Raw genomic sequence first — 25,655 nt, 5'->3', positions numbered from 1 at the left:
CTGTGCATCCAGCCCCACCCTCAGTGCCTCCGGAGAGCCGGAGTGCCGGAAGAGTCTGCCGTTCCTAGGCCGCAGCCGCCGGTTCGCGGGATTCGTGCAGGAACCGCGCGTAGGCCGGGACAGTCAGGAAGGTCGGGAAGTGCTCACCGCAGGCCACTTCCTCGAACAGCTCCAGGGCGTCATCGAACCGGTCGCCGGCGAAGCGCTCCAGCTGCCCGAATTCTTCCTCCAGCAGCTCCTGCACCCAGTGGGCGGTGATGATCTCGCCGTCACTGGTCACGGCGGAGGAGTGGATCCACTGCCAGATCTGGGACCGGGAGATCTCCGCGGTCGCGGCGTCCTCCATCAGGTTGTTGATGGCGGCCGCGCCGTTGCCGCGCAGCCAGGATTCGATGTAGCGGATGCCCACCTCGATGTTGCTGCGGATGCCGGCCTCGGTGATCACGCCCGGGGTGGCGGCGATGTTCAGCAGGTCCTTGTCATTCGGAACCACGTCCTCACGAAGGCGTTCGCGCTGGTTCGGGCGGTCGCCGAGGACGCCGTCGAACACCTCTAGGGCCACGGGCACCAGATCCGGATGCGCCACCCAGGAACCGTCAAAACCGTCTCCGGCTTCGCGGGTCTTGTCTGCGCGCACCCGCTCCAGGGCGACGTCGTTCGCTGCCTTGTCCCTGCGGTTGGGGATGAAGGCGGCCATGCCGCCGATCGCATGGGCGCCGCGGCGGTGGCAGGCCCGGACCAGCTGCTCGGTGTAGGAGCGCATGAACGGGGCCGTCATGGTCACCAAGTTGCGGTCCGGGAGGATAAAGCGCGGCCCGCGGGTGCGGAAGTTCTTGATCACCGAGAAAATGTAGTCCCAGCGCCCGGCGTTCAGTCCGGCGGCGTGGTCGCGCAGTTCGTAGAGGATTTCCTCCATCTCGAACGCGGCGGTGATCGTCTCGATCAGCACAGTGGCGCGGATGGTGCCCTGCGGGATGCCGAGCAGATCCTGGGCCAGGATGAAAATGTCATTCCACAGCCGGGCCTCGAGGTGGTTCTCGATCTTTGGCAGGTAGAAGTACGGGCCGCGGCCTTCGGCGATGAGCCGGTGCGCGTTGTGGAAGAAGTACAGGCCGAAGTCCACGATCCCGCCGGCGATCGGGGTGTTGTTCACCAGCATGTGCTTCTCCGGCAGGTGCCAGCCGCGGGGCCGGACCACAATGGTGGGCAGCTCGGTCAGCGTTGAGCCGGTGACCCGGTAGTCCTTGCCCTCGGGGGAGGTGAAGGTGAGCCGGTTGTCCAGGGCATCGCGGAGGTTCAGCTGCCCGTTGATCACGTTGGACCACGACGGCGTGGAGGAGTCTTCCATGTCCGCCAGCCAGACCTTGGCGCCGGAGTTCAGGGCGTTGATGCTCATTTTCCGGTCCACCGGACCGGTGATTTCCACTCGCCGGTCTTCCAGGCCCGGGGCGGTGGGAGCCACGCGCCAGGAGTCATCTTCGCGGATGTGCCGGGTTTCGGGCAGGAACGCCGGGTCGGCGCCGTTGGCAATCTGCTTCCGGCGGGCCTGGCGGTCCTGGAGCAGTTCCTGGCGGCGGGTGTGGGTGGCCTGGTGCAGCGCCTTGACGAAGTCCAGGGCCTGCGGGGTGAGGATTTCCTCCTGGCGCCGGACCGGCGAGGCAGTGAGGGAAATGCCGTTCAGGGTGATGGGGTCGTTCATGGCGGGCTCCTTGGCGGGGTGTCAAAACTCTGGGGTACTGGCCGGGTCCGGGCGCCGCGGGTAAGCCGCAGCGCCCGGACAGGCCGGTTGTTCTTTAGTGGAACTGGGCGGTTTCGGTGGAACCGGCCAGCGCCAGCGTGCTGCCCCCGGGGTTCAGGGCGGTGGCGATGGCGTCGAAGTAGCCGGTGCCGACTTCGCGCTGGTGCTTGGTGGCGGTGTAGCCGCGGTTTTCGGAACCGAACTCGCGCTCCTGCAGCTCCACGTAGGCGCTCATGCCGTTGCGGGCGTAGCCGTGGGCAAGGTCGAACATGGAGTAGTTCAGGGCGTGGAAGCCGGCCAGGGTGATGAACTGGAACTTGAAGCCCATGGCGCCGAGTTCGCGCTGGAACTTGGCGATGGTGTCATCGTCCAGGTGCTTCTTCCAGTTGAACGACGGCGAGCAGTTGTAGGCGAGCATCTGGTCCGGGAACTCGGAGCGGACGGCCTCGGAGAACTTGCGGGCAAGCTCCAGGTCCGGGGTTCCGGTCTCCATCCAGATCAGGTCGGAGTACGGTGCGTAGGCCTTGGCCCGGGCAATGCAGGGCTCAATGCCGTTGCGGACCTTGTAGAAGCCTTCCGCGGTCCGTTCGCCCGTGATGAATTCCTGGTCCCGCTCATCGACGTCGGACGTGATCAGGGTGGCCGCCTCGGCATCGGTGCGGGCGATCACCACGGTGGGTGTGCCGGCGACGTCGGCTGCCAGGCGGGCAGCGTTCAGGGTGCGGATGTGCTGGCTGGTGGGGATGAGCACCTTGCCGCCGAGGTGGCCGCACTTCTTCTCCGAGGCGAGCTGATCTTCCCAGTGAACGCCGGCGGCGCCGGCCTGGATCATGGACTTCATCAATTCGTAGGCGTTCAGCGGGCCGCCGAAGCCGGCTTCGGCGTCGGCCACGATCGGCACCAGGTAGTCGTCGACGGTCTGGATGCCTTCGGCGAACTCGATCTGGTCCGCGCGGAGCAGGGCGTTGTTGATCCGGCGGACCACGGTGGGCACCGAGTTGGCCGGGTAGAGCGACTGGTCCGGGTAGGTGTGGCCGGAGTTGTTCGCATCCGCTGCCACCTGCCAGCCGGAGAGGTAGATGGCCTTCAGCCCGGCCTTGACCTGCTGCACGGCCTGGTTGCCGGTGAGGGCACCCAGCGCGTTGGTGTAGCCCTCGTCGCCGGCGTTGCGCACCTGGTCCCAGAGCTTTTCCGCGCCGCGGCGGGCCAGGGTGTGCTCTTCCTGGACCCGGCCCCGGAGCTTGACGACGTCCTCGGCGGTGTAGTCGCGCTCGATGCCGTCCCAGCGGGGATCGGTGGCCCATTCCTGGGCGAGCTGCTCGGCGGTGCGTGCTGCGTTGCTCTGTTCCTGCGTCATGGCCGTTGGTCTCCTCGGGGTTGCGGTGCGAGCTCCGGGCTAGGTGAATCCGGTGCTTCCTTGCTGTGGAATCAACACTCCGGCAATAACAACCCCCTTTCTAGGGGTTTTCTCTGGAAAGAAATGCACTTCTTCGCTTATTGTGAATTTGTGACCAGCGCAACATGGAACCGGCCCGTTCCCGCCGGCAGAACAGAGGACGACGGCGGTGCGGAGCCCGCCCTGGACGTCATCAGCCTGGGCCGCCGGGTGCGTCACCTGCGCAAGAGCAAGGGGATGACGCTTGATGACCTGGGGGGCGCCGTCGGGACCGTGGCATCCCAGCTGTCGCTGATTGAAAACGGCAAGCGGGAGCCGAAACTGGGGCTTTTGCAGTCCCTGGCCAAGGCACTGGATGTGAGCATCGACCAGCTGCTGGGGGCGGAGCCGCCGAGCCGCCGGGCAGCCCTGGAAATCGAACTGGAACGCGCCCAGCGCGGCCCGCTCTATCAGTCCCTGGGCCTGCCGAAGGTTCGCGTTTCTTCGCGTTTGCCCCTGGATGTGCTCGAGTCCCTGGTGGGCCTGCAGTCCGAACTGGAGCGCCGGCTCAATGAACAGGTGGCCACGCCGGAGGAGGCCCGGCGGGCGAACGGCGAGCTGCGGGCCATGATGCGGGAGCGGGACAACTACTTCTCGGAATATGAGCAGGCGGCCCAGCAGGTCCTGGACTCGGTGGGCCATACCACCGGGCCGCTGTCCCAGCACGTGATTGCGGACATCGCCGCGCACCTGGGCTTCAGCCTGCACCACGTCTCCGACCTGCCGCACTCCACCCGCTCCGTCACGGACCTGAAGAACAAGCGGATCTACCTCACCCAGTCACAGCGCTCGGAGCACGATCCCCGCTCGGTGCTGCTGCAGGCGCTGGGGCACTTTGTCCTGGATCACCAGACGCCGCGCAGCTACGGCGAGTTCCTCAGCCAGCGGGTGGCCACTAACTATTTTGCCGCCGCGCTGCTGCTGCCGGAAAAGGCCACGGTGGAGTTCCTGCAGCGGGCCAAGGCCGCCAAGGAAATCGCCGTCGAGGACATCCGGGACGCCTTCGCCGTCTCCTATGAGACCGCCGCGCACCGCTTCACCAACCTGGCCACCCGGCATTTGGACATCCGGACGCACTTCCAGAAGGTGCACGAGAGCGGCATTGTCTACAAGGCCTATGAGAACGACGGCGTGACGTTTCCTTCCGATCACACCGGTGCCATCGAGGGCCAGCCGATCTGCCGGTACTGGACCAGCCGCGAAGTGTTCTCCGTGCCGGATAAGTTCAGTGCCTACAACCAGTACACGGACACCCCGGCCGGCACCTTCTGGTGCACGGCACGGACTGAGCGCAGCTCCGGCGGACTCTTTTCCCTGAGCATTGGGGTGCCGTACGCGCACGTGAAGTGGTTCCGCGGCCGGGACACCACCGAGCGGTCCAAGTCCCGCTGCCCGGATCCGGACTGCTGCCGCACACCGCCGCCGGAGCTGGCTTCGGAATGGTCGGGGATGGCCTGGCCGAGCGCCCGGGCCCACTCGCACCTGCTCGCGGCGCTGCCCCCGGGCGCGTTCCCCGGTGTGGATGAGACCGAGGTGTATTCGTTCCTCCAGGCGCACTCGGGAGACTGAGCCCCCTGGATTTGCCCGGACGGCAGGCTACTGGGACGGCAAAGTGAGGATCTCCGCGCCGTCCTCCGTGATGGCAATGGTGTGCTCGCTGTGCGCGCTCCGGGCGCCGGTGGCGCTGCGGAGCGTCCATCCATCCGGGTCCATGGCGAGCGTGGCGGTATCCGCCATGACCCACGGTTCCAGGGCGAGCAGCAGTCCCGGGCGCAGCTCGTAGCCCCGGCCGGGCCGTCCGGTGTTCGGCACGTGCGGGTCCTGGTGCATGGTGGAGCCGATGCCGTGCCCGCCGAACTCGGTGTTGATGGGGTAGCCTGCCTCGGCCAGGACCGAGCCAATGGCATAGGAAAGATCCCCGATCCGGGCTCCCGGCTTGGCGGCAGCGATGCCCGCGGCCAGGGCGCGTTCGGTCGCGCTGATCAAGGCGATGCTCTCCGCCGGCTGCGTATCTCCGACGACGAAGCTGATGGCCGAGTCTGCCGCGATGCCGCCCTTCAGGACCGCGAGGTCAAGGGACAGCAGGTCGCCGTCGGCCAGGGTGTAGTCATGGGGCAGTCCGTGGAGCACGGCGTCGTTCACAGCTGTGCAGATGTAGTGGCCGAACGGACCCCGGCCGAAAGACGGCTCGTAGTCGACGTAGCAGGAGGTGGCGCCGGCGTCGTGGATCATCTCTTTGGCCCAGCCGTCGATGTCCAGGAGATTCGTCCCGACCACCGCCCGCTGCTTGAGGGACTGCAGGATGTCAGCAACCAGGGCGCCCGTGACGCGTGCCTTGGCTACTTCGGCTGGATTCAAGATTTCGATCATGCGGTGCCTTCCCGGTTTCCAATAACTATACCGGCCATATTATCCCGGTAGAGTGGGCGCTATGGTCAGACTGCCGCTTACAGCAGAAGAGGTCCAGCGCGGACAGCGTTTAGGGGCCCTGCTGCGCCGTGCCAGAGCTGGGCGCACGATGCTCGAAACAGCCCTGGATGCCGGGATCTCCCCGGAAACGCTGCGGAAGATCGAATCCGGCCGCGTGGCAACGCCGTCCTTCCCGACCATCGCGGCGCTCGCCGAAGTCCTGGGGCTCTCCCTTGACGAGGTGTGGGCGGAGGTCCGCCAGCCCGAGCCGGGCTTGGATCCCGCAGATCGTCTCGGGTGCGGACGGCTGGTCTCCTAGCGTCCCGCACCGCGAACCCTGCCCTGGGCCCCACCGCAGCGTTTAGGGTGTAGCCATGCCTGAGATGCCCGAGGTGCAGGGACTCGCCGACTTCCTGCGGACCAAGCTCATCCCGGACGACGCCCCGCCAGCGGTCATTTCCGACGTCGAGGTGCTGTCCTTCTCGGTTCTGAAGACCGCCGAGGTGCCGCTGGATGCTTTGAAGGCCGGTCCGGTGACCGCCGTCGAGCGCCGCGGAAAGTTCCTGATCATCACTGCCGGCGGAGTGCATCTGGTGATGCACCTCGCCAAGGCGGGCTGGCTGCGCTGGTCTGATGGACTGAAGCCCGGGCGGCTGCGGCCGGGCAAGGGGGCCATGGCTCTGCGGGTCCGGTTCGCCGGCGACGCGGACAAGGAACCTGGGTTCGACCTCACCGAGGCCGGCACCAAAAAATCGCTGGCGGTTTACCTGGTCCGGGATCCCAGTGAAGTTCCCGGTATTGCCCGGCTGGGACCGGAAGCGTTCGACGTCGACTTCGACACCTTCGCCGGGCTGGTTGCCGCGCACCGGGGCCAGATCAAGGGCCTGCTGCGGGACCAGTCGGTGATCGCCGGCGTCGGGAACGCCTACAGCGACGAAATCCTGCACGCTGCGCATCTTTCCCCCTTCGCCAATGCCGCCAAGCTGAAACCGGAGGAAGTCCAGCGCTTATTCGAAGCCATGCGGGCAGTGCTGGAATCGGCCATGGCTAACGCCAGCGGACGCCCGGCTGCCGAGCTGAAGGATTCCAAACGGCGGGCAATGAATGTCCATGGCCGGACCGGCGAACTCTGCCCGGTCTGCGGCGACACCGTCCGGGAGGTGTCCTTTGCCGACTCCTCACTGCAGTACTGCCCGACCTGCCAGACCAACGGGAAGCTGCTCGCGGACCGGAGGATGTCGAGGCTGCTGAAGTAGCTCCCGGTATCGATGATGCGGATACCTGGCATCAAAAAATACGCCTTCCTTGAATAGGTGACACAGGCCACAGTTGTCTTAGATCAACTTGGCAACTACTCGAAGGCGAGAATTTCCCGTGGACAAACTCCTCTCCCACCTGGCACATCTGGAAATCACCACCCCCGACGTCGAAGCGTCCACCCGTTTCTACGTGGAGAAATTCGGCATGCGGCTGGTCGATTCCATTGACGGCGCGTCCTACCTGCGCTGCTGGGGCGATCACTACCGCTACAGCCTGGTAGTGCGCCACGGGGACGAACCGTCGCTGGCGAACATGGCCTGGCGCACCGCTTCCGCCGAGGCACTCGACGCTGCGGCGGCAAGCATCGAAGCTGCCGGCGTCCAGGGCGAATGGGTCCCCGGCGGACATGCCCACGGCAAGGCCTACCAGTTCACCGGCCCCTACGGACACTCGATGAAGCTGTTCTACGAGGTGGAGAAGTATGTGGCGGAGCCCGGCTTCGAATCGGTCTACCCGGACCGCCCGGAACGCCGCAGCAGCCACGCCGCGGCACCCCGCTTCCTGGACCACGTCACCGTGGCCACCAGCGACGTGCGCGGCTTCGCCGACTGGTACAACCGGGCGCTGGGCTTCCGCATCATGGCGTTCACCGATCTGGACGAGGCTCCGATCACTGTGTTCTCCGTGCTGACCACCAACGAGAAGTCCCACGACCTCGGAGTTGTCCTGGACACCTCAGACCGTGCCGGCCGCGTCAACCACATCGCGTTCTGGGTTGATACGCATGAAGACCTGCTGCGGACCGCTGACGTGATGATGGAAAACGGCACCCCGATGGAATACGGTCCCTCCATCCACGGCATCGGCGAACAGAACTTCCTGTACTTCCGTGAGCCGAGCACCCTGCGGGTGGAGCTGAACTCCGGCGGCTACCGCAACTACGTGCCGGACTGGGAAGCCAAGACCTGGAAGCCGTCCGAAGGCTCCAACAACTTCTACCGCAACGGTGCCATGCCGCACTCGATGACCGAGTCCTTCCCGCCCGCGGAAGGGTTTACCGCCACCGAAGAAGGTGCATCGGAAGAAATGAAGCAGGCGCTGCTCAACCCGTACGCCGAGCAGGGCCGGGGCTAAACCGATGACCTACGCACTGATTACGTTCGCCGACCCCGCCACCGGGGAGTCCCGGACCGGCCTGGAAACCGGCGGCCGCGTCCTGCCGCTGACAGCGGAGAACCTGGCACTGCCCGGTGGCACACCGGTCAGCATTGAAACCATCATTGAACACTGGGACACGGCTGAGCCTCAGCTGGACCGGCTCGCGGGAGAGGCCGGACAGGCCGGCACCGGCGCGGAGGGCTGGCTCGATTTCACGGAACTGAAGGTACTGGTCCCGCTGCGTCCGCAGCAGATCCTGCAGGCCGGCGCCAACTACCGCAAGCACGTGATTGACCTGGCGGTGGCGCACCGCGACGGCGGCGGAACCGATGAGGAAATCCGCGAACGGACCGCCGAGATCATGGACAAGCGGGCAGCCGAGGGCACACCCTACTTCTTCATCGGGCTGCCGACAGCCATGGCTTCAGCCACCGAGGACCTGATCCTGCCCGCCTCCGGCCGGAGCCACGACTGGGAACTGGAAGTTGCCGCCGTCATCGGCAGCCGCGCCTTCCGGGTCAGCCCGGAGGAAGCCCTCGACCACGTTTTCGGCTACACGATGGTCAATGACATCACCACCCGGGAGTTCGTTTTCCGGAAGGACATGCCCGCGATTGGCAGCGACTGGTTCCGGGCCAAAAACGCCCCGGGCTTCCTGCCGACCGGACCGCTGGTGCTGCCGGCGAAGTTCGTTGAGGACCCGCAGGATCTGAAGGTCACCCTCCGGCTCAACGGCGAAACCATGCAGGACGAGTCGACGTCGGACATGATCTTCACCGTCGCCCAGCTGGTGTCCCACGCCTCGCAGCAGATGCCGCTGCTGCCCGGGGACCTCATCCTGACCGGCAGCCCGGCCGGCAACGGCGCGCACTGGGGCCGGTTGCTCCGCGACGGCGACGTGATGGAAGGCGAGATCACCGGACTCGGCACGCAGCTGGTCCGCTGCAAGGACGAGGTGGCCCAGTGACCGAAATCCAGGACCAGGCCGGCGAGACGGTGATCCAGCGCAGTAACCCCCTGGCCAGCATCGAAGCCATGGCTGCCGCGCACAACAACTGGGGCCGGTGGGGTCCGGACGACGTGCTGGGCACGCTGAACTTCATCGACGAGGCCAAGCGCGTCGAGGCAGCCCGGCTGGTCCGCTCCGGCCAGACCTTTTCCCTCTCCCAGCCTTTTGACACCAACGGGCCGCAGAAGGGCTGGCGCCGCCGTACTAACCCGGTGCACACCATGACCGATACCGGCACAGACGCGGAATTCGGCGACCAGGGTTTCCCGCACGGCATTGGCGGCGCGGATGACGTCATCTCGATGCCGCTGCAGTGCTCCACCCAATGGGACGGGCTGGGCCACATCTTCGACCGCGGCAAGGCCTGGAACGGCCGCCGCGCCGGCCAGGTGGTAACCAGCGAGGGAGACCAGGTCACCGGCATCCAGACCGCGGCCTCGCGGATCGTCACCCGGGGCGTGCTGCTCGACGTCGGCCGTGCGCTGGGACCTGAACTGGGCAACGGCGACGGCGAGCTGCCGGACGGGTTCGCGATCACCGCTGAACACCTTGAGGCAACGATTCAAAAACAGGGAGCCAGCTCAGCGGTCCGCCGCGGGGATGTCATAGTGCTGCGCACCGGCCAGTATGCCCGTACGCTGCGGGAAGGCTGGGGTGACTACGCCGGCGGAGCCGCACCAGGGCTCTCCTTCACCACCGCGCCCTGGCTGCACCGCAGTGAAATTGCCGGGATCGCGACGGACACATGGGGCTTCGAGGTCCGGCCGAACGAATTCGACACCGCATTCCAGCCGCTGCATCAGATCGCCATCCCGAACCTGGGGCTGTTCCTCGGCGAAATGTGGGACCCGGAAGAGCTCGCCGCGTCCTGTGCCGCTGATGGCCAGTACGACTTTCTGCTGACCGCCGCACCGCTGCCCATCACCGGGGCAGTCGGATCGCCGGTCAACCCCATTGCCGTCAAATAATCCGCCGGACTGAAAACAAAGGAGTTTGCACCATGGCAGCTGTGAGCAAGGTAGGCATCGTCGGCTCGGGCGCGGCAGGATTGACGGCGGCCGCGCTGCTGGCTGACGCCGGCGTCGACGTCGAAATCCTGGAAAAGGCGGATGGTCCCTCTCCGCTGGGCTCCGGCATCACCTTGCAGGGGAACGCCCTGCGGATCTTCCGGCAGCTCGGCATCTGGGACGAAATCGCGGCAAAGGGCTTCGCCTTCAGCGAGCTGGGCCTGCGTGCCCCGGATCCGGCCGGAACGGTACTGGCGGTGATGGATGATGCCCGCACGGGCGGTGCGGACCTGCCCGCGACGCTGGGCATGTACCGCCCGGACCTGGCCGATGCACTCCGCCGCCGCGCCGAGAGCGCCGGAGCGCGGATCAGCTATGGCCGGACGGTCAAGGGTGTGGAGCAGGACAGCGGTTCGGTCACCGTCATTACCGACGACGGCGACCGGCTCAGCTATGACCTGCTGATCGGCGCGGACGGACTCCACTCGGTGGTGCGCACCGCCATTGGAATTGAGGTGGCGCCGGAACCCACCGGGATGGGTATCTGGCGGGCATTCGTGGAGCGCCCCGCAGACGTGGTCCGCACGGACCTGGTGTACGGCGGCCCCTGCTTCATTGCCGGTTACTGTCCCACCGGTCAGGACACCATGTATGCCTACCTGGTGGAAAATGCCCAGGAACGCAGCGTGGAAGACGGGCCCCGGATTATGGCCGGTCTTGCCGCGGCCTACGGCGGTCCGTGGAAGGAGATCCAGACCAGCCTGGACCACAGCGCCCGGGTTAACTACACCCGGTTCACCAAGCACTTTGTGGATGGGCCGTGGAACCGCGGCCGGGCAGTGATCATTGGCGACGCCGCCCACAGCTGCCCTCCCACTATCGCCCAGGGTGCTGCCATGGCCGTGGAAGACGGTGCCGTACTCGCAGAACTGCTGGTGGAGCATGAGCGGCTGGACGACTCGCTGTGGGAAGAGTTCACCGAACGCCGGCTGGAACGCGCCCGGGTTGTCGTTGAAAGCTCGGTCCAGCTGGGCCAGTGGATGCTGGACGGGCAGATCCGGGACGCCGATGTACCGGGTCTGATGGGCAAGGTTGCCGCAACGGTGAGCTCTCCGGCATGACCGATACACAGTCTGCTCCCGTGCCTCAGTTTCAGTCAGCGACTCAGTCCCAGTCAGCGACTCAGTCCCAGCCAGCGACTCAGTCCCAGCCAACGACACAATCCCAGCCAACGACACAATCCCAGCCAGCGCCACAGCTTCAACCAACGTCTCAGCAGTCCCCGGTGGTTGATGTCCACGCCCACGTCCTGCTGCCCGCGCTGGCGCAGTACGCCGCGGAGTCCGCGCCGGCGGACTTTGCCGCCGCGCAGGCGCTGGATGCCCGCCGCCAGGGCCCGGAGTCACTCGCGGCCTCCGGAGCCATGATCAAGCAGCGCTGGCCGCAGCTGGTGGATCTATCCCGCCGGCTGGCCGATATGGATGCTGCCGGCGTTGACGTGCAGCTGGTCTCGCCGTCGCCGTCGCACTATTACTACTTTGCGGAACCGGAGCTCGCCACGGACATTGCCCGCCGCGCCAATACGGCTGTGCAGGAACTGGTGGCTGCCGCTCCGGACCGGCTGGAAGGGCTGGGACTGGTTCCGCTGCAGCACCCGGACCTGATGGTGGCTGCCCTGGAACACGCGGTGCTGGAGTGCGGGCTGCTCGGTGTGGAACTGGGGTCCTACGCCCCGGGCGCAGGTTCCCATAGTGGTGCCGGACCGAATGCCGGAACGGTGGAGCTCTCTGACCCGCGGCTCGAGCCGTTCTGGGCACGCGCCGAAGAACTTGGGGCGATTGTTTTCCTGCATCCCTTCGGATGCTCGCTCGATGAACGGCTGGACCGGTTCTACCTTTCCAACACCGTGGCCCAACCGGCGGAAAACGCGGTGGCACTGTCCCACCTGATTTTCGCCGGGGTCCTGGACCGGTACCCCGGCCTCAAACTGATTGCCGCCCATGGCGGCGGCTATCTGCCCACCACGCTCGGACGCTCTGACCGTGCCTGGAAGGTCCGTCCGGAAGCGCGCGGATGCGCCGCACCGCCGTCGTCCTACCTACGGAAGATCTGGTTCGACTCGCTCATCCACAGCCCGTCCGAACTCCGGATGCTGGCTGACGCTGCCGGGACGGACCGGGTTCTGCTCGGCTCCGACTACCCGTTCGACATGGGCACGGAAGACCCGGTGGGTGAAGTCCGCGCAGCCGGCCTGACCGGCGAGGACGAGCACCTCATCCTCGCCGGCAACGCCGCAGCCCTCGGCATCCGCGCCGGACTGGCCGCTGAACACACCCCGGCTTCCTGAGCCGGGCAGGAAAGGAAACACCATGGTCAAGATTGCCCGCTGGAATGACGACGGCGAGGTCCGCTCCGGCTTTATCCACGGGGACCGTGCGTACCCGCTTCCTGACGGGCAGACGACCAACGATCTGCTGGCCGCTGGGCTGGAGGAAACCTTGCGGATCGCCGAGCGCACCGTCGCAGGCTCCGACGCCGCAGCCGGCAGCGCTGCGGGCTCCGGCGACAGTGCACCCAAGCCGCTTTCCGCCGTCGTGCTGCTGGCGCCGCTGGTTCCCGGCACCATCCGCGATTTCGTGGCGTTCGAAGAACATGTGGAGGGCATGCGGATCAGCATCGATGGTGCAGCCGGGGTAGTGGAGGAGTGGTACCAGGCGCCCACCTTCTACTTCACCAACCCGCACACCATCCGGGCCACGGGCGAGGACATTCCCATCCCCGCCGGCTGCAGCCAGCTGGACTTCGAGACTGAGGTGGCGGCCGTCATCGGCCACGTGCCGGGAAGCTCCGGCAGCAACCTCACCGTGGAGGAAGCACACCGGCACATCTTCGGGTACACCATCTTTAACGACTGGTCCGCCCGTGACCTGCAGCGCCGCGAAATGAAGGTCAGCCTGGGCCCGTGCAAGGGCAAGGACTTTGCCGGCACGCTGGGCCCGTGGATCGTGACCGCTGATGAATTCGCGGACCGGCACGACGCCGAGGGGTTCCTGGGCCTGGGGATGAGGGTGGAGGTCAACGGGGTCCAGATCGGGGAGGACCTGCTTTCCAACATGGGCTGGCCGTTTGCCGAGCTGGTGGCCTACGCCTCGCAGGACTCGCGCGTGGTCCCGGGCGACGTCCTGGGTTCCGGCACCTGCGGCAGCGGCTGCCTGGCCGAGTTGTGGGGACGCAACGGCGAGCAGACGCCGCCGCCGCTGCAGACCGGCGATACCGTCACCATGACAGTGGAGGGAATCGGCAGTATCACCAACACCATCGGCGCCCGCCGTGAGGCCCAGACGCTGGTCCGGGCACGCCCCCGGCCGCGGCTGCAGCGGAACTACGCCGCCGCGGTGGCTGGTCAGTGAACCCATCCGACCCGCTGCATCCGGCCGTCCGGCCCAACCCTTTCGGCCTGGACGGCCGGGTTGTTGTGGTCACCGGTGCTGCGCAGGGACAGGGTGCAGCTGCCGTGCGGCTGCTGCACGCTTACGGGGCCCGCATGGTGGCCACCGACCTGGCTGCCGGGCTGGCCGCCGCACCCTCACCGGGACCCGGCACACTGGACTACCACCAGCTGGATGTGGCCGATGAAGCCGGGTGGGCGGCGCTCGCCGGGCACCTGCGGGCGAAGTACGGCCGGGTGGACGGCCTGGTGAATAACGCGGGCATCACCGAACGCAAACGGCTGGGGGAACTGTCCCCGGCGGATCTGCACCGGGTCTACGACGTTAACGTTGCCGGAGCGCTGCTGGGAATCCAGGCGCTGGCTCCGCTGATGGAAACCGGCGGCTCAATTGTTAACGTGGGGTCCGCCGCCGGCCTGACCGCGCACTATCCGCTGGCCTACACCGCCAGCAAATGGGCGCTCCGCGGAGTGTCCAAGGTGGCAGCGGCGGAGCTGGGGCCGCGCGGCATCCGGGTGAATATGGTCCACCCCGGTTTCATCGAGACGCCCATGACAGCCAGCGCCAAGCCGGCGTTCCGCGAAGCGAACCTGGCCGAAACCCCGCTGGGCCGCACCGGGCAGCCCGAAGAGGTGGCACAGGTGGTGGCGTTCCTGCTCAGCCCGCTCTCCTCCTACGTCACCGGAGCTGAAATCCCGGTCGACGGCGGCCAGACCTCCCATGGCGGTGCGAAGTCCATCTCGGACGCGCTGCGCTGAACTGGTAGAGGGTCGCTGAACCCCAAGGCCGCCCGGCGTCAGCCGGGCAGCACTGCCGACCAGCCGCCGTCGACCATCAGGTTTGCCCCGGTGACGTAGGAGGCCTCATCCGAGGCGAGAAACAGCGCACAGCTGGCAACCTCCTCCGGGGAGCCGATGCGGCCCAGCGGAATGTGCCCGGCGATTGCGTTCATCGGATGGTCTGCACTGAGCAGGTCCCCCTCGGTGGCGGGCGTGCGGATCATGCCGGGGCTGACGGTGTTGACCCGGATGCCCAGCGGTGCGCCTTCCGCCGCAAGCTGTTTGGTCATGGCGACGACGGCGCCCTTGGTGGCGGTGTGCGCCAACCGGCCGTTGGTCACGGACCCGGTGACTCCTGCAGTGGAGCCGACCAGGACAACCGCGGCGTTCCCGGAGGACGCAAGGTTCCTCCAGAAGTATCTGACCGGCAGGAACACCACATCCATCTCGTGGGCAACGTTCCATTTCCAATCGGCGAACGTGAGATCCTCGACCGGTGCGAACCGGGTGGCCGCCGCATTGGCGTACAGAATGTCCACGGCCGGGTACTCCGTGGAGACCTGCGCGGCCCAGGCGGCCACGGCGTCCTCACTGGTGAGGTCCACCGGGTGGGTGCTGCTCATCCGGCCGCCTGCCTGGTTCACCCGCCGGACGGTCTCTTCGGCGCCGTCGGCGTCAATATCGCAGCCGATAACGACGGCGCCTTCCGCAGCGAAGGCCAGAGCCGCGGCGCGGCCCTGACCGCTGCCGGTACCGGTGATGATGGCGGTTTTACCGGTCAGGCGGCCACGGCGTTCCGGTCTGCCGGAACGCAGAAAATCGGTCATGTGCGCAACTCTGCCAGCAGTCAGGCATCCGGTGAACGCCGTTTTTGATCTACCGGGTATCGACGCCGTCGATAGTCGCGGAACGAATGACTGACCTCTCCCGGTGGGAGATCTCCAGGTTTTCGTGCAGCTGCGCGCAGGCCCGCTGGACCACCGAACGGAGCCACAGGTTGGCTGGATCTTCGGTGCGGCTGGGATGCCAGAACATGGCTTCGACCAGCACAGGTTCGGATTCCACCGGGAACTCGATCAGGGAGATGTTCGCTCCGCGCTGCGCTTTCAGGGCAAGCATTTTGGGCAGCAGAGCCACCAGATCCGTCCCCTCGACCAGCAGCGGCAGGGCCAGCAGTCCGGAGACATGCGCGGCGACCTTCCGCTCAATCCCCAGAGTTTCCCAGAAGAGGTCCGCCGGGGTCTTGATGGACTCCCCGAAGTAGCCCACCGCGTGCGGCAGTCCGCCCAGATCCGCTGCGTGCAGCGGGTCCCGGTCCAGGACCGGGTTCCCGGAATCCACCACGGCCACAAAACTGTCGCGGAACACTGCTTTTTTGCTGCCGGGGAAGGAGTACCCGGTGGGGCCCACAATCAGGTCCCAGCGGGTGAAGTCGGACTGGTCCACCCGCACCATGGAGGTGGGGATGATGTCCACGCTGACCCCCGGCGCCTCAAGCTGCAGGATCCGGCGCAGCGGCTCGGCCACCATGGCGGCAACATAGTCCGAGGCAGCGATGACGAATTCGCGGTCGCTGGTTGCCGGTTCGAACCGGTTCCGGATGCCGGTGACCCGGTCCAGGCTCAGCAGCGCCTCATCCACCAGGGGAACCAGGTCCTGGGCCAGCGGCGTCAGCTCGTAGTGCCTGCCGGAGCGGACCAGCAGCTCGTCGTCGAAATACCGGCGCAGCCGCGAGAGCGCAGCACTGGTAGCCGGCTGGCTGAGCTGCAGATGTTCCGCGGTCCGGGAAACGTTGCGCAGCCGGAGCAGGATCTGAAGTGTCGGCAGCAGGTTCAGATCGATGGACTTCATGTCTGCCAGCTTAGGTGAGCAGCTGCCGGGTCCCTCCAGTGTTGCGCCGGTGGGCGGGACCGGACTGATCCGGGCAGCCAGTTACGTTCCCTGCCCGGACCTGCGCCGGCCAAGGTAGCTGGAGAGCCCGACGGCGACGAGCAGCGCCGCGCCGTTGAACACCTGGTCCACCCAGTTCGCCGCGCCGCTCAAGGTCAGTCCGCTGACGCTGACGGCCACAAACAGCACCCCGAAGACGGTGCCGACCACGTTGAAGCGGCCGGGCAGGATCGCCGTCGCGCCCAGGAAGACAGCAGCCAGTGCGGGGAACAGCAGGTAGGTGCCGTTGTCCGCGTTGGCTCCGCCGGTGCGTGCCGCCAGAATTACTCCCGCTAGTCCGGCCAATGTGCCGGAAAGGATGAAGGCCGTCTGGGTGTACCGGCGCAGCGGCAGGCCCACCAGCACTGCCGCGCGGTTGTTGGAGCCAATGGCGTACAGCGAACGGCCGAAGGGGGTGTGGGTGAGCAGGTACCAGGCCAGGAACACCAAAACCGCGACGACGAACACCACCCGGGGCAGGCCCAGCCAGGTGCTGCTGCCGAAGGTGGTGAAGGCCGGATCGACACCGATAATCGCCAGTCCACCGGTGTACCACTGGATGAGTCCGCCCAGCAGCGTAGCCATGCCCAAGGTGGAGACAAACGCGTTCATTTTGAACCGGGCAACCAGCAGTCCGTTCACGGCGCCCACCACCGCGGCCGCGGCCACCCCCAGCAGGCAGGAAACCCACAGTGGAAGCGAAAAATGTGCCATCGCGGCGGCAGTGACCACGCTGCTCATCACGGCGATGCCGCCCACGGAGAAGTCGAAGTGGCCGGCTACTAGGGGAAAGATCAGGGCGACGGCGACCAGCGTCACCACGGACTGGTTGGCCAGGACCACCGAGACGTTGGCCGTGCTGAGGAACAGGGCGGAACTGGCCGGAAAGACACCGAAGAACACGATGATCAGGACCAGCAGCAGGGGCAGGGCGAACCGTTCAAGCTGCGAGCCCAGCGGGGTGCGGGCTGACCTGCGCCGGTCCGGTGCGGGACGGGAATTTTCCGCAGCACCGGGGTGTGGGACCTGCCGGGTTTCGGGGGACTGGGCCGGGGGCGTGTGGGTGGCGTCCATCAGTTTTGAGATCCTTCGTGAGGGGCAGGGCGGGCAGGGGCTGCGGACATCACGGCCGTTGCCAGTTCGCCGCGCCCGGCTTGATCGGGGCTGAACTCTGCGGTGATCCGGCCATCAACCAGGACCAGCACGCGGTCGCAGAGTTCGACGAGTTCATCCAGGTCGCTGGAAGCCACCAGAATTCCGCAGCCCTGCCCGGTCAAGCCGCGCAGGGTGCGGTAGATGTCCTGCCGCGACATCACATCCACCCCCTGGGTCGGTTCATCCAGCAGGAGCAGCCTGGGGTTCCGGCGCAGCCAGCGGGCGAGGATCACCTTTTGCTGGTTGCCGCCGGACAAACGGCCGATCGGAGCTTCCGGTCCGTCCGTCCGGACGGAGTGCTCGGTGATGAGCTGCTCGGTGTCGGACCGTTCCAGCCGCAGGTTCATGACGAGCCTGCGCCAATACCGTCCGATCACGGTGGCGGACGCATTCTCCCGCACCGCAAGGTCCAGGAACGCGGCGTCGCGGTGGCGGTCTTCCGGCACAAAGGCGATTCCGGAGCGGATGGCGTCCGCCGGTGAGGACGGGGTGTGCGGTGAGCCGTCCAGGGTCATGCTGCCGGAGGTGAGGGAGGTGTCGCCGAAAATGGCGCGGAGCACAGTGGAACGTCCCGAACCTGCCAGCCCGGCCAGACCCACGATTTCCCCCGATGCCACGGTCAGGTCCACTCCCGCCAGCGGATGCCGGGTCAGGTTGCTGCCCGTAAACACGGGGGTGCCGGTGGCATCGGACGACGACGACGGCGCCGCCGGGCGGGTATCGGTGCCGGCCGCAGAGGTGCCGGGAGCGGGCGGGCGCGAAGGATCGGTCCCGGACATCATCGAGATGATGACAGGCGTGGTCATTTCTGCCACCGGCCCCAGCCCCGCGACGGAGCCGTCCCGGAACACCGTCACGTCGTCAGCGACTTCGGCTATCTCACCGAAGCGGTGCGTCACCAGAACGATCGTCTGGCCAAGATCTGCCCTGGTGCGCAGGGCCGCCATCAGCTCCCGGGATTCGTCCTCCGGCAGCGACGCCGTTGGCTCGTCCAGCAGCAGAATAAATTCGCTGTCCCGCTGATCCGCCAGGGCGCGGGCCACGGCAACCATGGTTTTCTGGCTCGGGCGGAGGGATCCCAAAGGATCACTGGCCCGCGCCGAAATGCCGTAGAAATCCAGGAGTTCATCCGCACGGCTGCGCAGTTCCCGCCAACGGATGCCCTGAACCGGGTTCGTGGGGAAGCCGGAATCCAGCGCAAAGTTCTCGGCGACGGTCAGCGAATCGAACACCGCAAGGTCCTGGTGGACAAAGCGCAGGCCGGCTTCGCGGGCCCGGCGCGGAGTCATCTGGCGTGCGGGAACGCTTTCCCCGTGCACGGATATGGTTCCGGCGTCGGCCTGGTAAACCCCGGCGAGACATTTGATCAGGGTGGATTTGCCGGAGCCGTTGCCGCCCAGGAGAGCATGGATGCTGCCGCGTTCCACGGTCAGGTCCACTCCGGCCAGGGCCGGTGCACCGGCGAAGGTTTTGGTGATTCCCTGCGCCGCCAGGGCGGCTGCCGTCTGTGGGGTCCGCGCACCTCCCGTGCCCGCGGAAGCCGCGGACACGGGAGGACGGAACTTGTTTGCTGCGCTCACTACTTGCCCCATGCCTCCAGGTAGGCCTGCTTGAAGTCGATGACCGGGTTGTAGGCGAATGCGGCGCCGTCTGCCGGCATGTTCGTCTTCGCATCGATTGCCTGCATTCCGACGCCGGACGGCAGGATTTCCTGGTCAGCCAGCAGGCGCAGGGCGGTATCCACACCCGACCAGCCGTTCCATTCCAGGCTGAAGGCCACCGAGGCGTCCTGGCCCTGGCCGGCGGCGATCAGGTCCAGGTTGCTGCGCTGGCCGAAGGCGCCGACGACGGCGAGGTCGTCAGAGCGCTGGGAGGAGACGATTGCCTGGGAAAGTCCGGCCATAAACCAGCCGTCCAGGGGAACGGAGATGGCGTTCGCATCCGGGGCCTGGAGGAGTGCGGTGGAGAGCTTCTGTGCCATCGCGCCGCTGGCAGCATCCTGGTTGCTCAGCTGGAGGGTGCCAACCACTTCACAGGTTTCGCAGTCTTCGAGTGCCGCGTTCAGGCCGTCACTGATCCAGGGACCGAACCGGGTGTCGGCAAAGGTGACTTCCAGCAGCTTCAGGTCGCCGTCAGTCTGTCCGATCAGCCAATCGGCCTGCAGCCCGCCGAGCGTGTTCCACCACTGCTCGTTATCCATGCCCTCCAGCTGCTTGGTGATGCCGGTGAACAGCGGCTCGCCGCCGTCGACGTCGCAGTCGTTGGCGCCGACACCCACGGTGGTGATTCCGGCTGTGCGGGCTTCCTCGAGCGGACCCTGGAAGCTGGAGCAGTCCTGGCCGATCACGAAGATGACATCCGCATTGGCGGCGACACCCTGACGGATGCAGTTGGCCCAGCCGTTGGGGTTGAGCTGGCCGTCGCAGATGTTGCTCTCCCAACCGATGGCTTCGGCGGCATCTGCGGCGCCCTGGGCCGGAGTGGAACAGGTGACCTGGGACTGTCCGCAGGAGACGACCCAGGCCGAGAGGCCTTCGGGAACCGCCACAGACTCGGTGGGCGGGGCTCCGACGATGCCTTCATATGCTGCGGTGAGGGCTTCGGTGCCGCCGGCGGGAGCGGACGCTGCCGCCGAAGCCGTGCCCGACGAGGCGGAGGCTTCCGGGCTGGGGGTGTCCGCGGGGGAGGAGCTACAGGATGCCAGTGCAAGGCTGGCAATAAACAGGGCGCAGAGGGCGCCCCAGGCCTTGGTGCTCGAAGTTCTGCTTCTCATCAGGTCTCCATTGACAGTCAAAGGGTGAACTGCGTGATTTAGATCACGTTGTTACGACCACTCTGCTGGCGCCTGAATATTTGGGGAAGTGAGTAATTGGGATAGCTGCTATCCATGGCATTGATACCCGGCGGGGTTGGCGCGGTATCACCGTGGTGGATATGCGGTATATGAATCTTCCGCGTTCTGCGGCTGTGGCTCACCGCATACTTGACCCGACGGGCCGTGCTGGACGCCGATGTCCACACCCGAGGCACCCAGATAGTGCTGCCCGAAAGCGGCCTGCGGAGGCGGGAAGAGAGTTTCACGATGTGCGATGTTGTAGGAAAAGCCCTTAACCAAGTTCCGGAGGCCTCGAGGCGGCGCTTCCTCAGCGGAGCCGGAGCGATGGCTGCGCTGGGTGGCTTGGCACTTGCCGGATGTTCTGCACCGGAAGCGAACAGCAGCCAGACGAGTGCGTCTGCCGGACCTGGCGGGAACACCCGGACCAGTCTTGTCCTGCTGGGAACCGCGGGAGGTCCCACTGTTCTGACGGACGAACGGTCCGGCGTTGCAACAGCGCTTACGTACGAGGACCGGGTTTATCTGGTCGATCTTGGCCACGGGTCGCATATGAATCTCATACGGGCAGGGCTTGGCGGGGAGGGCTTTGGCGGTACTTCGATGGCCAGGATTCGGGGAATCTTTTTTACGCATCTGCACAGCGACCACATCGTTGAATGGCCAGCTGTCTATGCCACGGCAGGTATGAATTCCGTCGGCCGGACGATTGACGGACCCATTGAAGTTTTCGGTCCGGGCGACCGCGGAAGTCTCGTGCGGGTCTTTCCACCCAACCGGGCGGAGCCGCCGGTTTTCAACCCGGAGGACCCTACGCCGGGTATTTCGGGAATGACTTCCTACCTGCGCCAGGCTTTCGCTGCAGATTTCAATGATCGGGCACGCGACAGCAACTTCGAGAGCCCGGATGCCACGTTCAATGTCCAGGACCTGGACATCTCTTCTCTGTGGACGGTAGATCCGGAAGGCGTTCCGCCGCGGCTGACGGCACCGATCGAAGTGTGGGAAGACGATGATGTGAAGATCACTGCGACGCTGGTGGATCACCGCCCGACAGCGCCGGCCTTTGCCTACCGCTTTGACACCCCGGATGGTTCAGTGGTCATTTCCGGGGACACCGGGGTCAGTGCCAACCTCATCGACCTTGCCCAAGGCTGCGATTACTTGGTCCACGAAGTCATCGACCCGCAATTTGCTGAGGATCTGGCCGCAGTGCTGCCGCCAGAGATTGCACCGGCGGTCAAGGAACATCTTCTGATTTCCCACACGACCATTGAGCAGGTGGGGCGGGACGTCGCAGAGCCCGCCGGAGCGAAAAACCTCGTTCTGTCGCATCTGGTACCGGGAAATAACCCCGACAGCCGCTGGGAGGAAGCCCAGAAAGGCTACAGCGGAAACCTGATCGTGGGGAAGGACCTGATGCGGTTCGGTGTGGGAGCGAAAGCCTGAGTGCCATCTGGGAAAAACCCCGCTTTACTGAGACATGAACGCGGCAAACACAAAGCAGCGGACCCTGGAATGCTCCGGGGTCCGCTGCTTTGTGTTTGCTCAGGGAATTAGCGGCTGCATTTCACCGGGCCGTAAGACGCCGTGTAATTGACCTTCTCCGCCTTGCCCTTGCCAAGGAACTTGTAGGAAGCGGTCACCTCGCCTGCCTGAAGAGCAAGCTGGCGCGTCTTGATCACAGCGGTTGTGCTCTCACCGGGCTGCAGCTTCATCACTTTTGCGCTGCCGTACGGTGACTTGATGTCGATGTCCGCACGGCGGTCGCCGTTGTTAGTGAGCGTTACGGTGATCTCAGCCTTGAATCCATTGCACTTGCTGACGGCCGACACCGGGCTGACCGGAGCCGGTGCGGGCACCGTGACCGGCAGGATTTCGGCCCGTCCCCCCAGTCCGGCCGTGCCGCTCAGGTCGCCGGTGCCGTTGTGCAGGTGCAGGAACAGCGCCGAGGCCCCGGTGGTGTCCGTGCTCCGGTTCACGGTGAGCTTGCCGCCGTCGACGTCGGCAAACAGGGCATCCGCGGAGCCGCCGGAGAACCACAGTGCAGGATCCGCGGCGTCGAACTCGATGAAGTCCGTGGAATCCACCGGAACGGTGGTCCCGGTGTCATCCACGTTGTACAGGCTCCAGGTCACCACCTTGTACGCCAGGGGCAGGGATTCCGCGGCGGGATCCAGTCCCAGTGCCGCCACGGAAACCGGAAGCGTCACCGTGTTGGAATCGAAGGTGTTGGTGTCCGTACTGCCCATCCGGCCGTTGGCACCGGTCTGGTCCACCAGGGCGGCCGTGCTGCCGTCCGGGTTCAGGCGGTACGTGTTTACCAGCACCAGGTCCAGGTCATCGGCGCGGCCGGTGACCACCCGGTAATCCGCGGTGCCGTCCTTGTTGGTGTCGATTTCCACGTTGACCTCGTTGTGTCCACCGAGGATCGGCCAGTTCTCCCACGTGCTCAGGCCAAAGTTCAGCACTGCGTCCGCAGGGTCGCCGCCGGCCGCCTTGACGGCCGGCAGTGTGGAGGATGCCCCCACCGCAGAGAGGTCCATGGCTTTCATGGAATCCAGTGCGAGGCTGTCCAGTTTCGGGCTTTGCCCGCCCAGCACCAGCGGCGACACCAGCGACAGATAGGTGGAAGCACCCGAACCCTGCAGCAGGTCACGGCCCGTGAGGGTTATGTCCGCTGCCAGTGCCTCTGCATCAGCGAAGTCGATGCCGGTGCCCGCGGACATGTCCGACGTCGGCTTCGGAGCCGAGTACACCGGAACGCGCAGCGTGGGTACGCCGTCGCTGGCCAGCTGGACGCGTCCGGAGACATCGGCCAGGAACTGGCGCGGCAGTCCCAGCTGCATCGTGTCCGCGGCCGGATCAATGGTCTTGGCCAGGGCGGCCGGATCGGCAACCGTCAGGGTGACGTCCACGGTGGCCTTGGCATTTGCCCCCACGCTGACGCTCGGAGCCGTGGTGATTTCCACCCCGGGCATGGTCGACGCCGGCAGGTAGCTGACGGCGAAGGTCCGCGGGGAATCCGACTTATTCTGCACCGTCACCTTGCGGGTCACGGTCAGGGCATCGGCGCCGAGTTCGAGGACACCGAAGTTGACGCTGGTGAGCGTCTGGTCCTCGGCGTCATAGGCCACCGTTTTGTTGTTTACGGCGTCCAGGACATCCACGCGTCCGGAGCCGACCCGGTTAGGTCCGTGCACGGCGCCGTTGGCGGCAAGGACATCATGGGTTGCGGTGTTCATGATGGTGTTCTTGACCTCGTACGGCGTGTAATCCCTCGCCGCGTACAGCAGCGCTGCCAGCCCGGCCACATGCGGGGTGGCCATGGAGGTTCCGCTGCTCACCGAGGCGCCGTTGCCGGAACCCACGTTGGCGGAGCCGATCGAGGAACCCGGAGCCGCGACGTCGGGCTTCACCACGCCGTTGGAGCCGTGCAGCCCGCGGGAGGAGAAGGAACTCACCGTATCCAGTAAGTTGGACTGGCCTGCTGCGGTGCCCATGTAGGCGGGATCCAGGCGGACTGTCAGGGTGCCGGCGACGGCGGCGGGCCGCAGCCGGTCGGAGGACTCACGGTTCAGCTGGATGCCGGGGATAGCGGCGTTGCCGCCGATTCCGGCGTCGAACACATCCCGCGGGGAGTCCAGGACGACGCCGGTGGCACCCGCGGCCTGGGCGTTGTTGAACCGCACGCCTGAACCACAGGGGAACGCCCCGTTGGAGTCTTCCCACTGGATCCAGACCCATTTCCCGGTCAGGGACCCGGCCGGGAAAGCCGAGCAGCCAAAGGCGTTGTCCGCCGGAGCGGCCACCACATCGCCGGTCAGCCGTTCCGGTGTGAGTGCCGGGTCGGAGTAGTTGAAGTTGGCGGAGTACTGGCCGGCGGCGGAACCTTCGAGCCCGGCCGGAGCCAGGACATCGGCACGGTCCAGCGAAATCTGCGAACCGATGGTGCTGGCCACGGTCAGGGCAGACCTCGCATTGCCGGGGGAGCCGCCCACGTTGTAGACGTCGCCGGCGTTGCCGGAGGCCACCACGGACAGGATGCCCTGTTCGGTCAGCTTGTCCACGATGTCGTTCTCCGGATCGTCCACTGGGGCGTAGTCGGAGCCCAGGGACATGTTCACCACCTGTGCGCGGTCGGAGAAATCGCCGTCGCCGTTGGGATCCAGGACGTAGTCCAGGGCCTGGCCAACGACGTCGGAGGAGCCGGTGCAGCCAAACACCCGGATTCCGACCAGCTGGGCTTCGGGAGCCGAGCCGGGACCGATCCGCATCTCGTTGACGGTCTGCGTGGTCAGGGAGGAGTAGCCGCCGCGGAAGGTGGTGCCGTCGGCGTTGGTGCCGTAGCCGGCAGCGGTGCCGGCCACGTGGGTGCCGTGGCCCTGGCAGTCCATGGGGTTCAAGTCCGGTTTCGGGACGGGCTGGTAGTTGGCCGCGGACGGATCCGCGTTGTAGTCATCACCCACCAGGTCGTAGCCGCCAATGAACTTGGCCGGATCGAGCAGACCGCTGTCTGCGGCGGGAATGGTCGGCGACGCCTGGGCTGCCTCGAACGCTTCGATGGTTCCGGGTCCGCCGAAGTCGCTGTGCGTGTAGTCGATGCCGGTGTCCAGCACGGCGATGGTGATGCCCTGGCCGGTCTGCTGGCGTTCCACCCAGGTGTTCAGCGCCCGGGTATCGATGTCTGCACCCTTGTTGTCGATTGTTTTCGGTACGATCCGGGTGATCTTGGCGACGTCGCCGCGGTCCGCCAGTGCCTTGATGGCTTCGGCGTCGCCCACGATCGCGACACCGGGAAGAGTGTTCGTGGTGGTGTAGATGGTGCTGGCAGCGGCCTCCTGGGCCACGGACTCGGCCTGGGATTCGATCTCCGCCCGGATCTGCTGTACCCGCGGTGCGTCCACGACCGGGTCCTGCTTGCCTGCCTTCACGGCGTCCGGCTGCGTCTGCTCGAAGGCTCCTTCGCCAGTGAACTGGACGAAAACGGAGACTTCTCCGCTGACCCCGCGGAGGCTGGGCGAGACCTTCTGCTCCGCGAACTTCTCTACCGCGAACCCCTGCAGCGCGTTTTCGGCGCCCGTGCCTTCGGTGGCCTGGGCCGGGAGGCCCAATCCTGCTGTGAGTGCCAGGCCGGCGACGGCGGCAGTTGCCACCACTCCGGGCCTGCGATGAATGGACCGTCTCATTGTGCTCCTTGAACATTCCCGCCGCGTGCTGCCGGAGGAACGCCGTCAGAGACCTGTTGCACTAGAGACCTGAACCGCCGCCTGCCGGCTGCTGACACACGTGACAGCTTTCCGTTTGTGCCCCCAAACCCCCGTTGTTGTGGGGTGTCAGCTATGCACCTTCGGCCCCCAACTGCCCGCAGCCGTAGGCACACCCTAAGCGAGCATTCCGGCAGGTCAAAGGTTCACGGTTTCGGGCCGCGATTCGTTCAGCGGCTCTTGACGTGGAGGGTTATTCAGGGCTTGAATCGCAGGCTGATCCGGCG

General features: G+C 66.2%; 20 protein-coding genes. 11 read left to right on the top strand and 9 right to left on the bottom strand.

What is annotated here, in order from left to right; translation table 11 throughout:
* Positions 1-64 precede the first annotated feature (64 nt).
* Positions 65-1,699, bottom strand: coding sequence for a malate synthase A (gene aceB / locus H9638_RS13780; protein ID WP_191748261.1), 1,635 nt, complete (start codon positions 1,697-1,699; stop codon positions 65-67).
* A 94-nt stretch (positions 1,700-1,793) separates the two neighbouring features.
* The gene (gene aceA / locus H9638_RS13775; protein WP_191748259.1) at positions 1,794-3,095 is read right to left on the bottom strand and encodes an isocitrate lyase; all 1,302 of its coding nucleotides are present in this window, start codon (positions 3,093-3,095) and stop codon (positions 1,794-1,796) included.
* 123 nt (positions 3,096-3,218) lie between these two features.
* On the opposite strand from aceA, the gene H9638_RS13770 reads away from it, so the two are divergent.
* Positions 3,219-4,742: a helix-turn-helix transcriptional regulator gene (locus tag H9638_RS13770; RefSeq protein ID WP_191748257.1), complete on the top strand. Its 1,524-nt coding sequence runs from the start codon at positions 3,219-3,221 to the stop codon at positions 4,740-4,742.
* A gap of 27 nt (positions 4,743-4,769) precedes the next feature.
* On the opposite strand, the gene map is transcribed toward H9638_RS13770, so the two are convergent.
* Positions 4,770-5,543: a type I methionyl aminopeptidase gene (gene map / locus H9638_RS13765; protein WP_191748255.1), complete on the bottom strand. Its 774-nt coding sequence runs from the start codon at positions 5,541-5,543 to the stop codon at positions 4,770-4,772.
* A gap of 61 nt (positions 5,544-5,604) precedes the next feature.
* Between map and H9638_RS13760 the strand changes: the two genes are divergently transcribed.
* The 9 genes from H9638_RS13760 (at position 5,605) to H9638_RS13720 (ending at position 14,223) form a co-directional block, all read left to right on the top strand.
* Positions 5,605-5,901 (top strand): helix-turn-helix domain-containing protein, encoded by a 297-nt coding sequence (locus H9638_RS13760; RefSeq protein WP_191748253.1) that lies wholly within the window; start codon positions 5,605-5,607, stop codon positions 5,899-5,901.
* A gap of 55 nt (positions 5,902-5,956) precedes the next feature.
* Positions 5,957-6,838, top strand: coding sequence for an Fpg/Nei family DNA glycosylase (locus H9638_RS13755; RefSeq protein ID WP_191748251.1), 882 nt, complete (start codon positions 5,957-5,959; stop codon positions 6,836-6,838).
* Between the two features lie 118 nt (positions 6,839-6,956).
* Positions 6,957-7,976, top strand: a complete 1,020-nt coding sequence (locus H9638_RS13750; protein ID WP_191748249.1) for a VOC family protein — start codon at positions 6,957-6,959, stop codon at positions 7,974-7,976.
* Positions 7,977-7,980: 4 nt separating this feature from the next.
* Positions 7,981-8,967 (top strand): fumarylacetoacetate hydrolase family protein, encoded by a 987-nt coding sequence (locus H9638_RS13745; protein WP_191748247.1) that lies wholly within the window; start codon positions 7,981-7,983, stop codon positions 8,965-8,967.
* A 68-nt stretch (positions 8,968-9,035) separates the two neighbouring features.
* A complete protein-coding gene (locus tag H9638_RS13740; protein ID WP_191748322.1) occupies positions 9,036-9,977 on the top strand; it encodes a cyclase family protein in 942 nt (313 codons plus the stop codon).
* Between the two features lie 32 nt (positions 9,978-10,009).
* Complete coding sequence (locus tag H9638_RS13735; protein ID WP_191748245.1) at positions 10,010-11,137, top strand: FAD-dependent monooxygenase; 1,128 nt, start codon at positions 10,010-10,012, stop codon at positions 11,135-11,137.
* Between the two features lie 164 nt (positions 11,138-11,301).
* Positions 11,302-12,363 (top strand): amidohydrolase family protein, encoded by a 1,062-nt coding sequence (locus tag H9638_RS13730; protein WP_318241883.1) that lies wholly within the window; start codon positions 11,302-11,304, stop codon positions 12,361-12,363.
* A 22-nt stretch (positions 12,364-12,385) separates the two neighbouring features.
* A complete protein-coding gene (locus H9638_RS13725) occupies positions 12,386-13,426 on the top strand; it encodes a fumarylacetoacetate hydrolase family protein (protein WP_191748241.1) in 1,041 nt (346 codons plus the stop codon).
* Positions 13,423-14,223: an SDR family NAD(P)-dependent oxidoreductase gene (locus tag H9638_RS13720; RefSeq protein WP_318241882.1), complete on the top strand. Its 801-nt coding sequence runs from the start codon at positions 13,423-13,425 to the stop codon at positions 14,221-14,223. Before H9638_RS13725 ends, H9638_RS13720 begins: the two co-directional genes overlap by 4 nt.
* Before the next feature lie 38 nt (positions 14,224-14,261).
* Here H9638_RS13720 and H9638_RS13715 read toward each other — a convergent pair whose 3' ends face one another.
* The 5 genes from H9638_RS13715 to H9638_RS13695 form a co-directional block, all read right to left on the bottom strand.
* Positions 14,262-15,071, bottom strand: coding sequence for an SDR family NAD(P)-dependent oxidoreductase (locus tag H9638_RS13715; RefSeq protein ID WP_191748239.1), 810 nt, complete (start codon positions 15,069-15,071; stop codon positions 14,262-14,264).
* A gap of 49 nt (positions 15,072-15,120) precedes the next feature.
* Positions 15,121-16,095 carry a LysR family transcriptional regulator gene (locus H9638_RS13710; protein WP_191748237.1) on the bottom strand — a complete coding sequence of 325 codons (975 nt, stop codon included), beginning with the start codon at positions 16,093-16,095 and terminating at the stop codon, positions 15,121-15,123.
* A gap of 81 nt (positions 16,096-16,176) precedes the next feature.
* Positions 16,177-17,247 carry an ABC transporter permease gene (locus tag H9638_RS13705; protein ID WP_191748235.1) on the bottom strand — a complete coding sequence of 357 codons (1,071 nt, stop codon included), beginning with the start codon at positions 17,245-17,247 and terminating at the stop codon, positions 16,177-16,179.
* Positions 17,247-18,908 (bottom strand): sugar ABC transporter ATP-binding protein, encoded by a 1,662-nt coding sequence (locus H9638_RS13700; RefSeq protein ID WP_191748233.1) that lies wholly within the window; start codon positions 18,906-18,908, stop codon positions 17,247-17,249. The genes H9638_RS13705 and H9638_RS13700 overlap by 1 nt, the downstream gene beginning before the upstream one ends.
* Entirely contained in the window at positions 18,908-20,101 is a 1,194-nt protein-coding gene (locus H9638_RS13695) for a substrate-binding domain-containing protein (protein ID WP_191748231.1), read from the bottom strand. Before H9638_RS13695 ends, H9638_RS13700 begins: the two co-directional genes overlap by 1 nt.
* A 309-nt stretch (positions 20,102-20,410) precedes the next feature.
* On the opposite strand from H9638_RS13695, the gene H9638_RS13690 reads away from it, so the two are divergent.
* The gene (locus H9638_RS13690) at positions 20,411-21,610 is read left to right on the top strand and encodes an MBL fold metallo-hydrolase (RefSeq protein ID WP_191748229.1); all 1,200 of its coding nucleotides are present in this window, start codon (positions 20,411-20,413) and stop codon (positions 21,608-21,610) included.
* 107 nt (positions 21,611-21,717) lie between these two features.
* On the opposite strand, the gene H9638_RS13685 is transcribed toward H9638_RS13690, so the two are convergent.
* Positions 21,718-25,350, bottom strand: coding sequence for a S8 family peptidase (locus H9638_RS13685; protein ID WP_191748227.1), 3,633 nt, complete (start codon positions 25,348-25,350; stop codon positions 21,718-21,720).
* Positions 25,351-25,655: the final 305 nt, after the last annotated feature.

The sequence above is a fragment of the Arthrobacter pullicola genome (assembly GCF_014836875.1).
GTDB lineage: Bacteria > Actinomycetota > Actinomycetes > Actinomycetales > Micrococcaceae > Arthrobacter_B > Arthrobacter_B pullicola.
This window is presented reverse-complemented; position numbering and strand designations above follow the sequence as displayed.

What these genes read in the sequence shown, in the direction of transcription:
- H9638_RS13755 (WP_191748251.1), top strand. Translation starts at nt 5,957, where the DNA reads ATGCCTGAGATGCCCGAGGTGCAGGGACTCGCCGACTTCCTGCGGACC.
- H9638_RS13740 (WP_191748322.1), top strand. Translation starts at nt 9,036, where the DNA reads ATGGCTGCCGCGCACAACAACTGGGGCCGGTGGGGTCCGGACGACGTG.
- H9638_RS13735 (WP_191748245.1), top strand. Translation starts at nt 10,010, where the DNA reads ATGGCAGCTGTGAGCAAGGTAGGCATCGTCGGCTCGGGCGCGGCAGGA.
- H9638_RS13710 (WP_191748237.1), bottom strand. Translation starts at nt 16,095, where the DNA reads ATGAAGTCCATCGATCTGAACCTGCTGCCGACACTTCAGATCCTGCTC.
- H9638_RS13715 (WP_191748239.1), bottom strand. Translation starts at nt 15,071, where the DNA reads ATGACCGATTTTCTGCGTTCCGGCAGACCGGAACGCCGTGGCCGCCTG.
- H9638_RS13685 (WP_191748227.1), bottom strand. Translation starts at nt 25,350, where the DNA reads ATGAGACGGTCCATTCATCGCAGGCCCGGAGTGGTGGCAACTGCCGCC.
- aceB (WP_191748261.1), bottom strand. Translation starts at nt 1,699, where the DNA reads ATGAACGACCCCATCACCCTGAACGGCATTTCCCTCACTGCCTCGCCG.
- aceA (WP_191748259.1), bottom strand. Translation starts at nt 3,095, where the DNA reads ATGACGCAGGAACAGAGCAACGCAGCACGCACCGCCGAGCAGCTCGCC.
- H9638_RS13760 (WP_191748253.1), top strand. Translation starts at nt 5,605, where the DNA reads ATGGTCAGACTGCCGCTTACAGCAGAAGAGGTCCAGCGCGGACAGCGT.
- H9638_RS13770 (WP_191748257.1), top strand. Translation starts at nt 3,219, where the DNA reads ATGCACTTCTTCGCTTATTGTGAATTTGTGACCAGCGCAACATGGAAC.
- H9638_RS13725 (WP_191748241.1), top strand. Translation starts at nt 12,386, where the DNA reads ATGGTCAAGATTGCCCGCTGGAATGACGACGGCGAGGTCCGCTCCGGC.
- H9638_RS13705 (WP_191748235.1), bottom strand. Translation starts at nt 17,247, where the DNA reads ATGGACGCCACCCACACGCCCCCGGCCCAGTCCCCCGAAACCCGGCAG.
- H9638_RS13690 (WP_191748229.1), top strand. Translation starts at nt 20,411, where the DNA reads ATGTGCGATGTTGTAGGAAAAGCCCTTAACCAAGTTCCGGAGGCCTCG.
- map (WP_191748255.1), bottom strand. Translation starts at nt 5,543, where the DNA reads ATGATCGAAATCTTGAATCCAGCCGAAGTAGCCAAGGCACGCGTCACG.
- H9638_RS13695 (WP_191748231.1), bottom strand. Translation starts at nt 20,101, where the DNA reads ATGAGAAGCAGAACTTCGAGCACCAAGGCCTGGGGCGCCCTCTGCGCC.
- H9638_RS13745 (WP_191748247.1), top strand. Translation starts at nt 7,981, where the DNA reads ATGACCTACGCACTGATTACGTTCGCCGACCCCGCCACCGGGGAGTCC.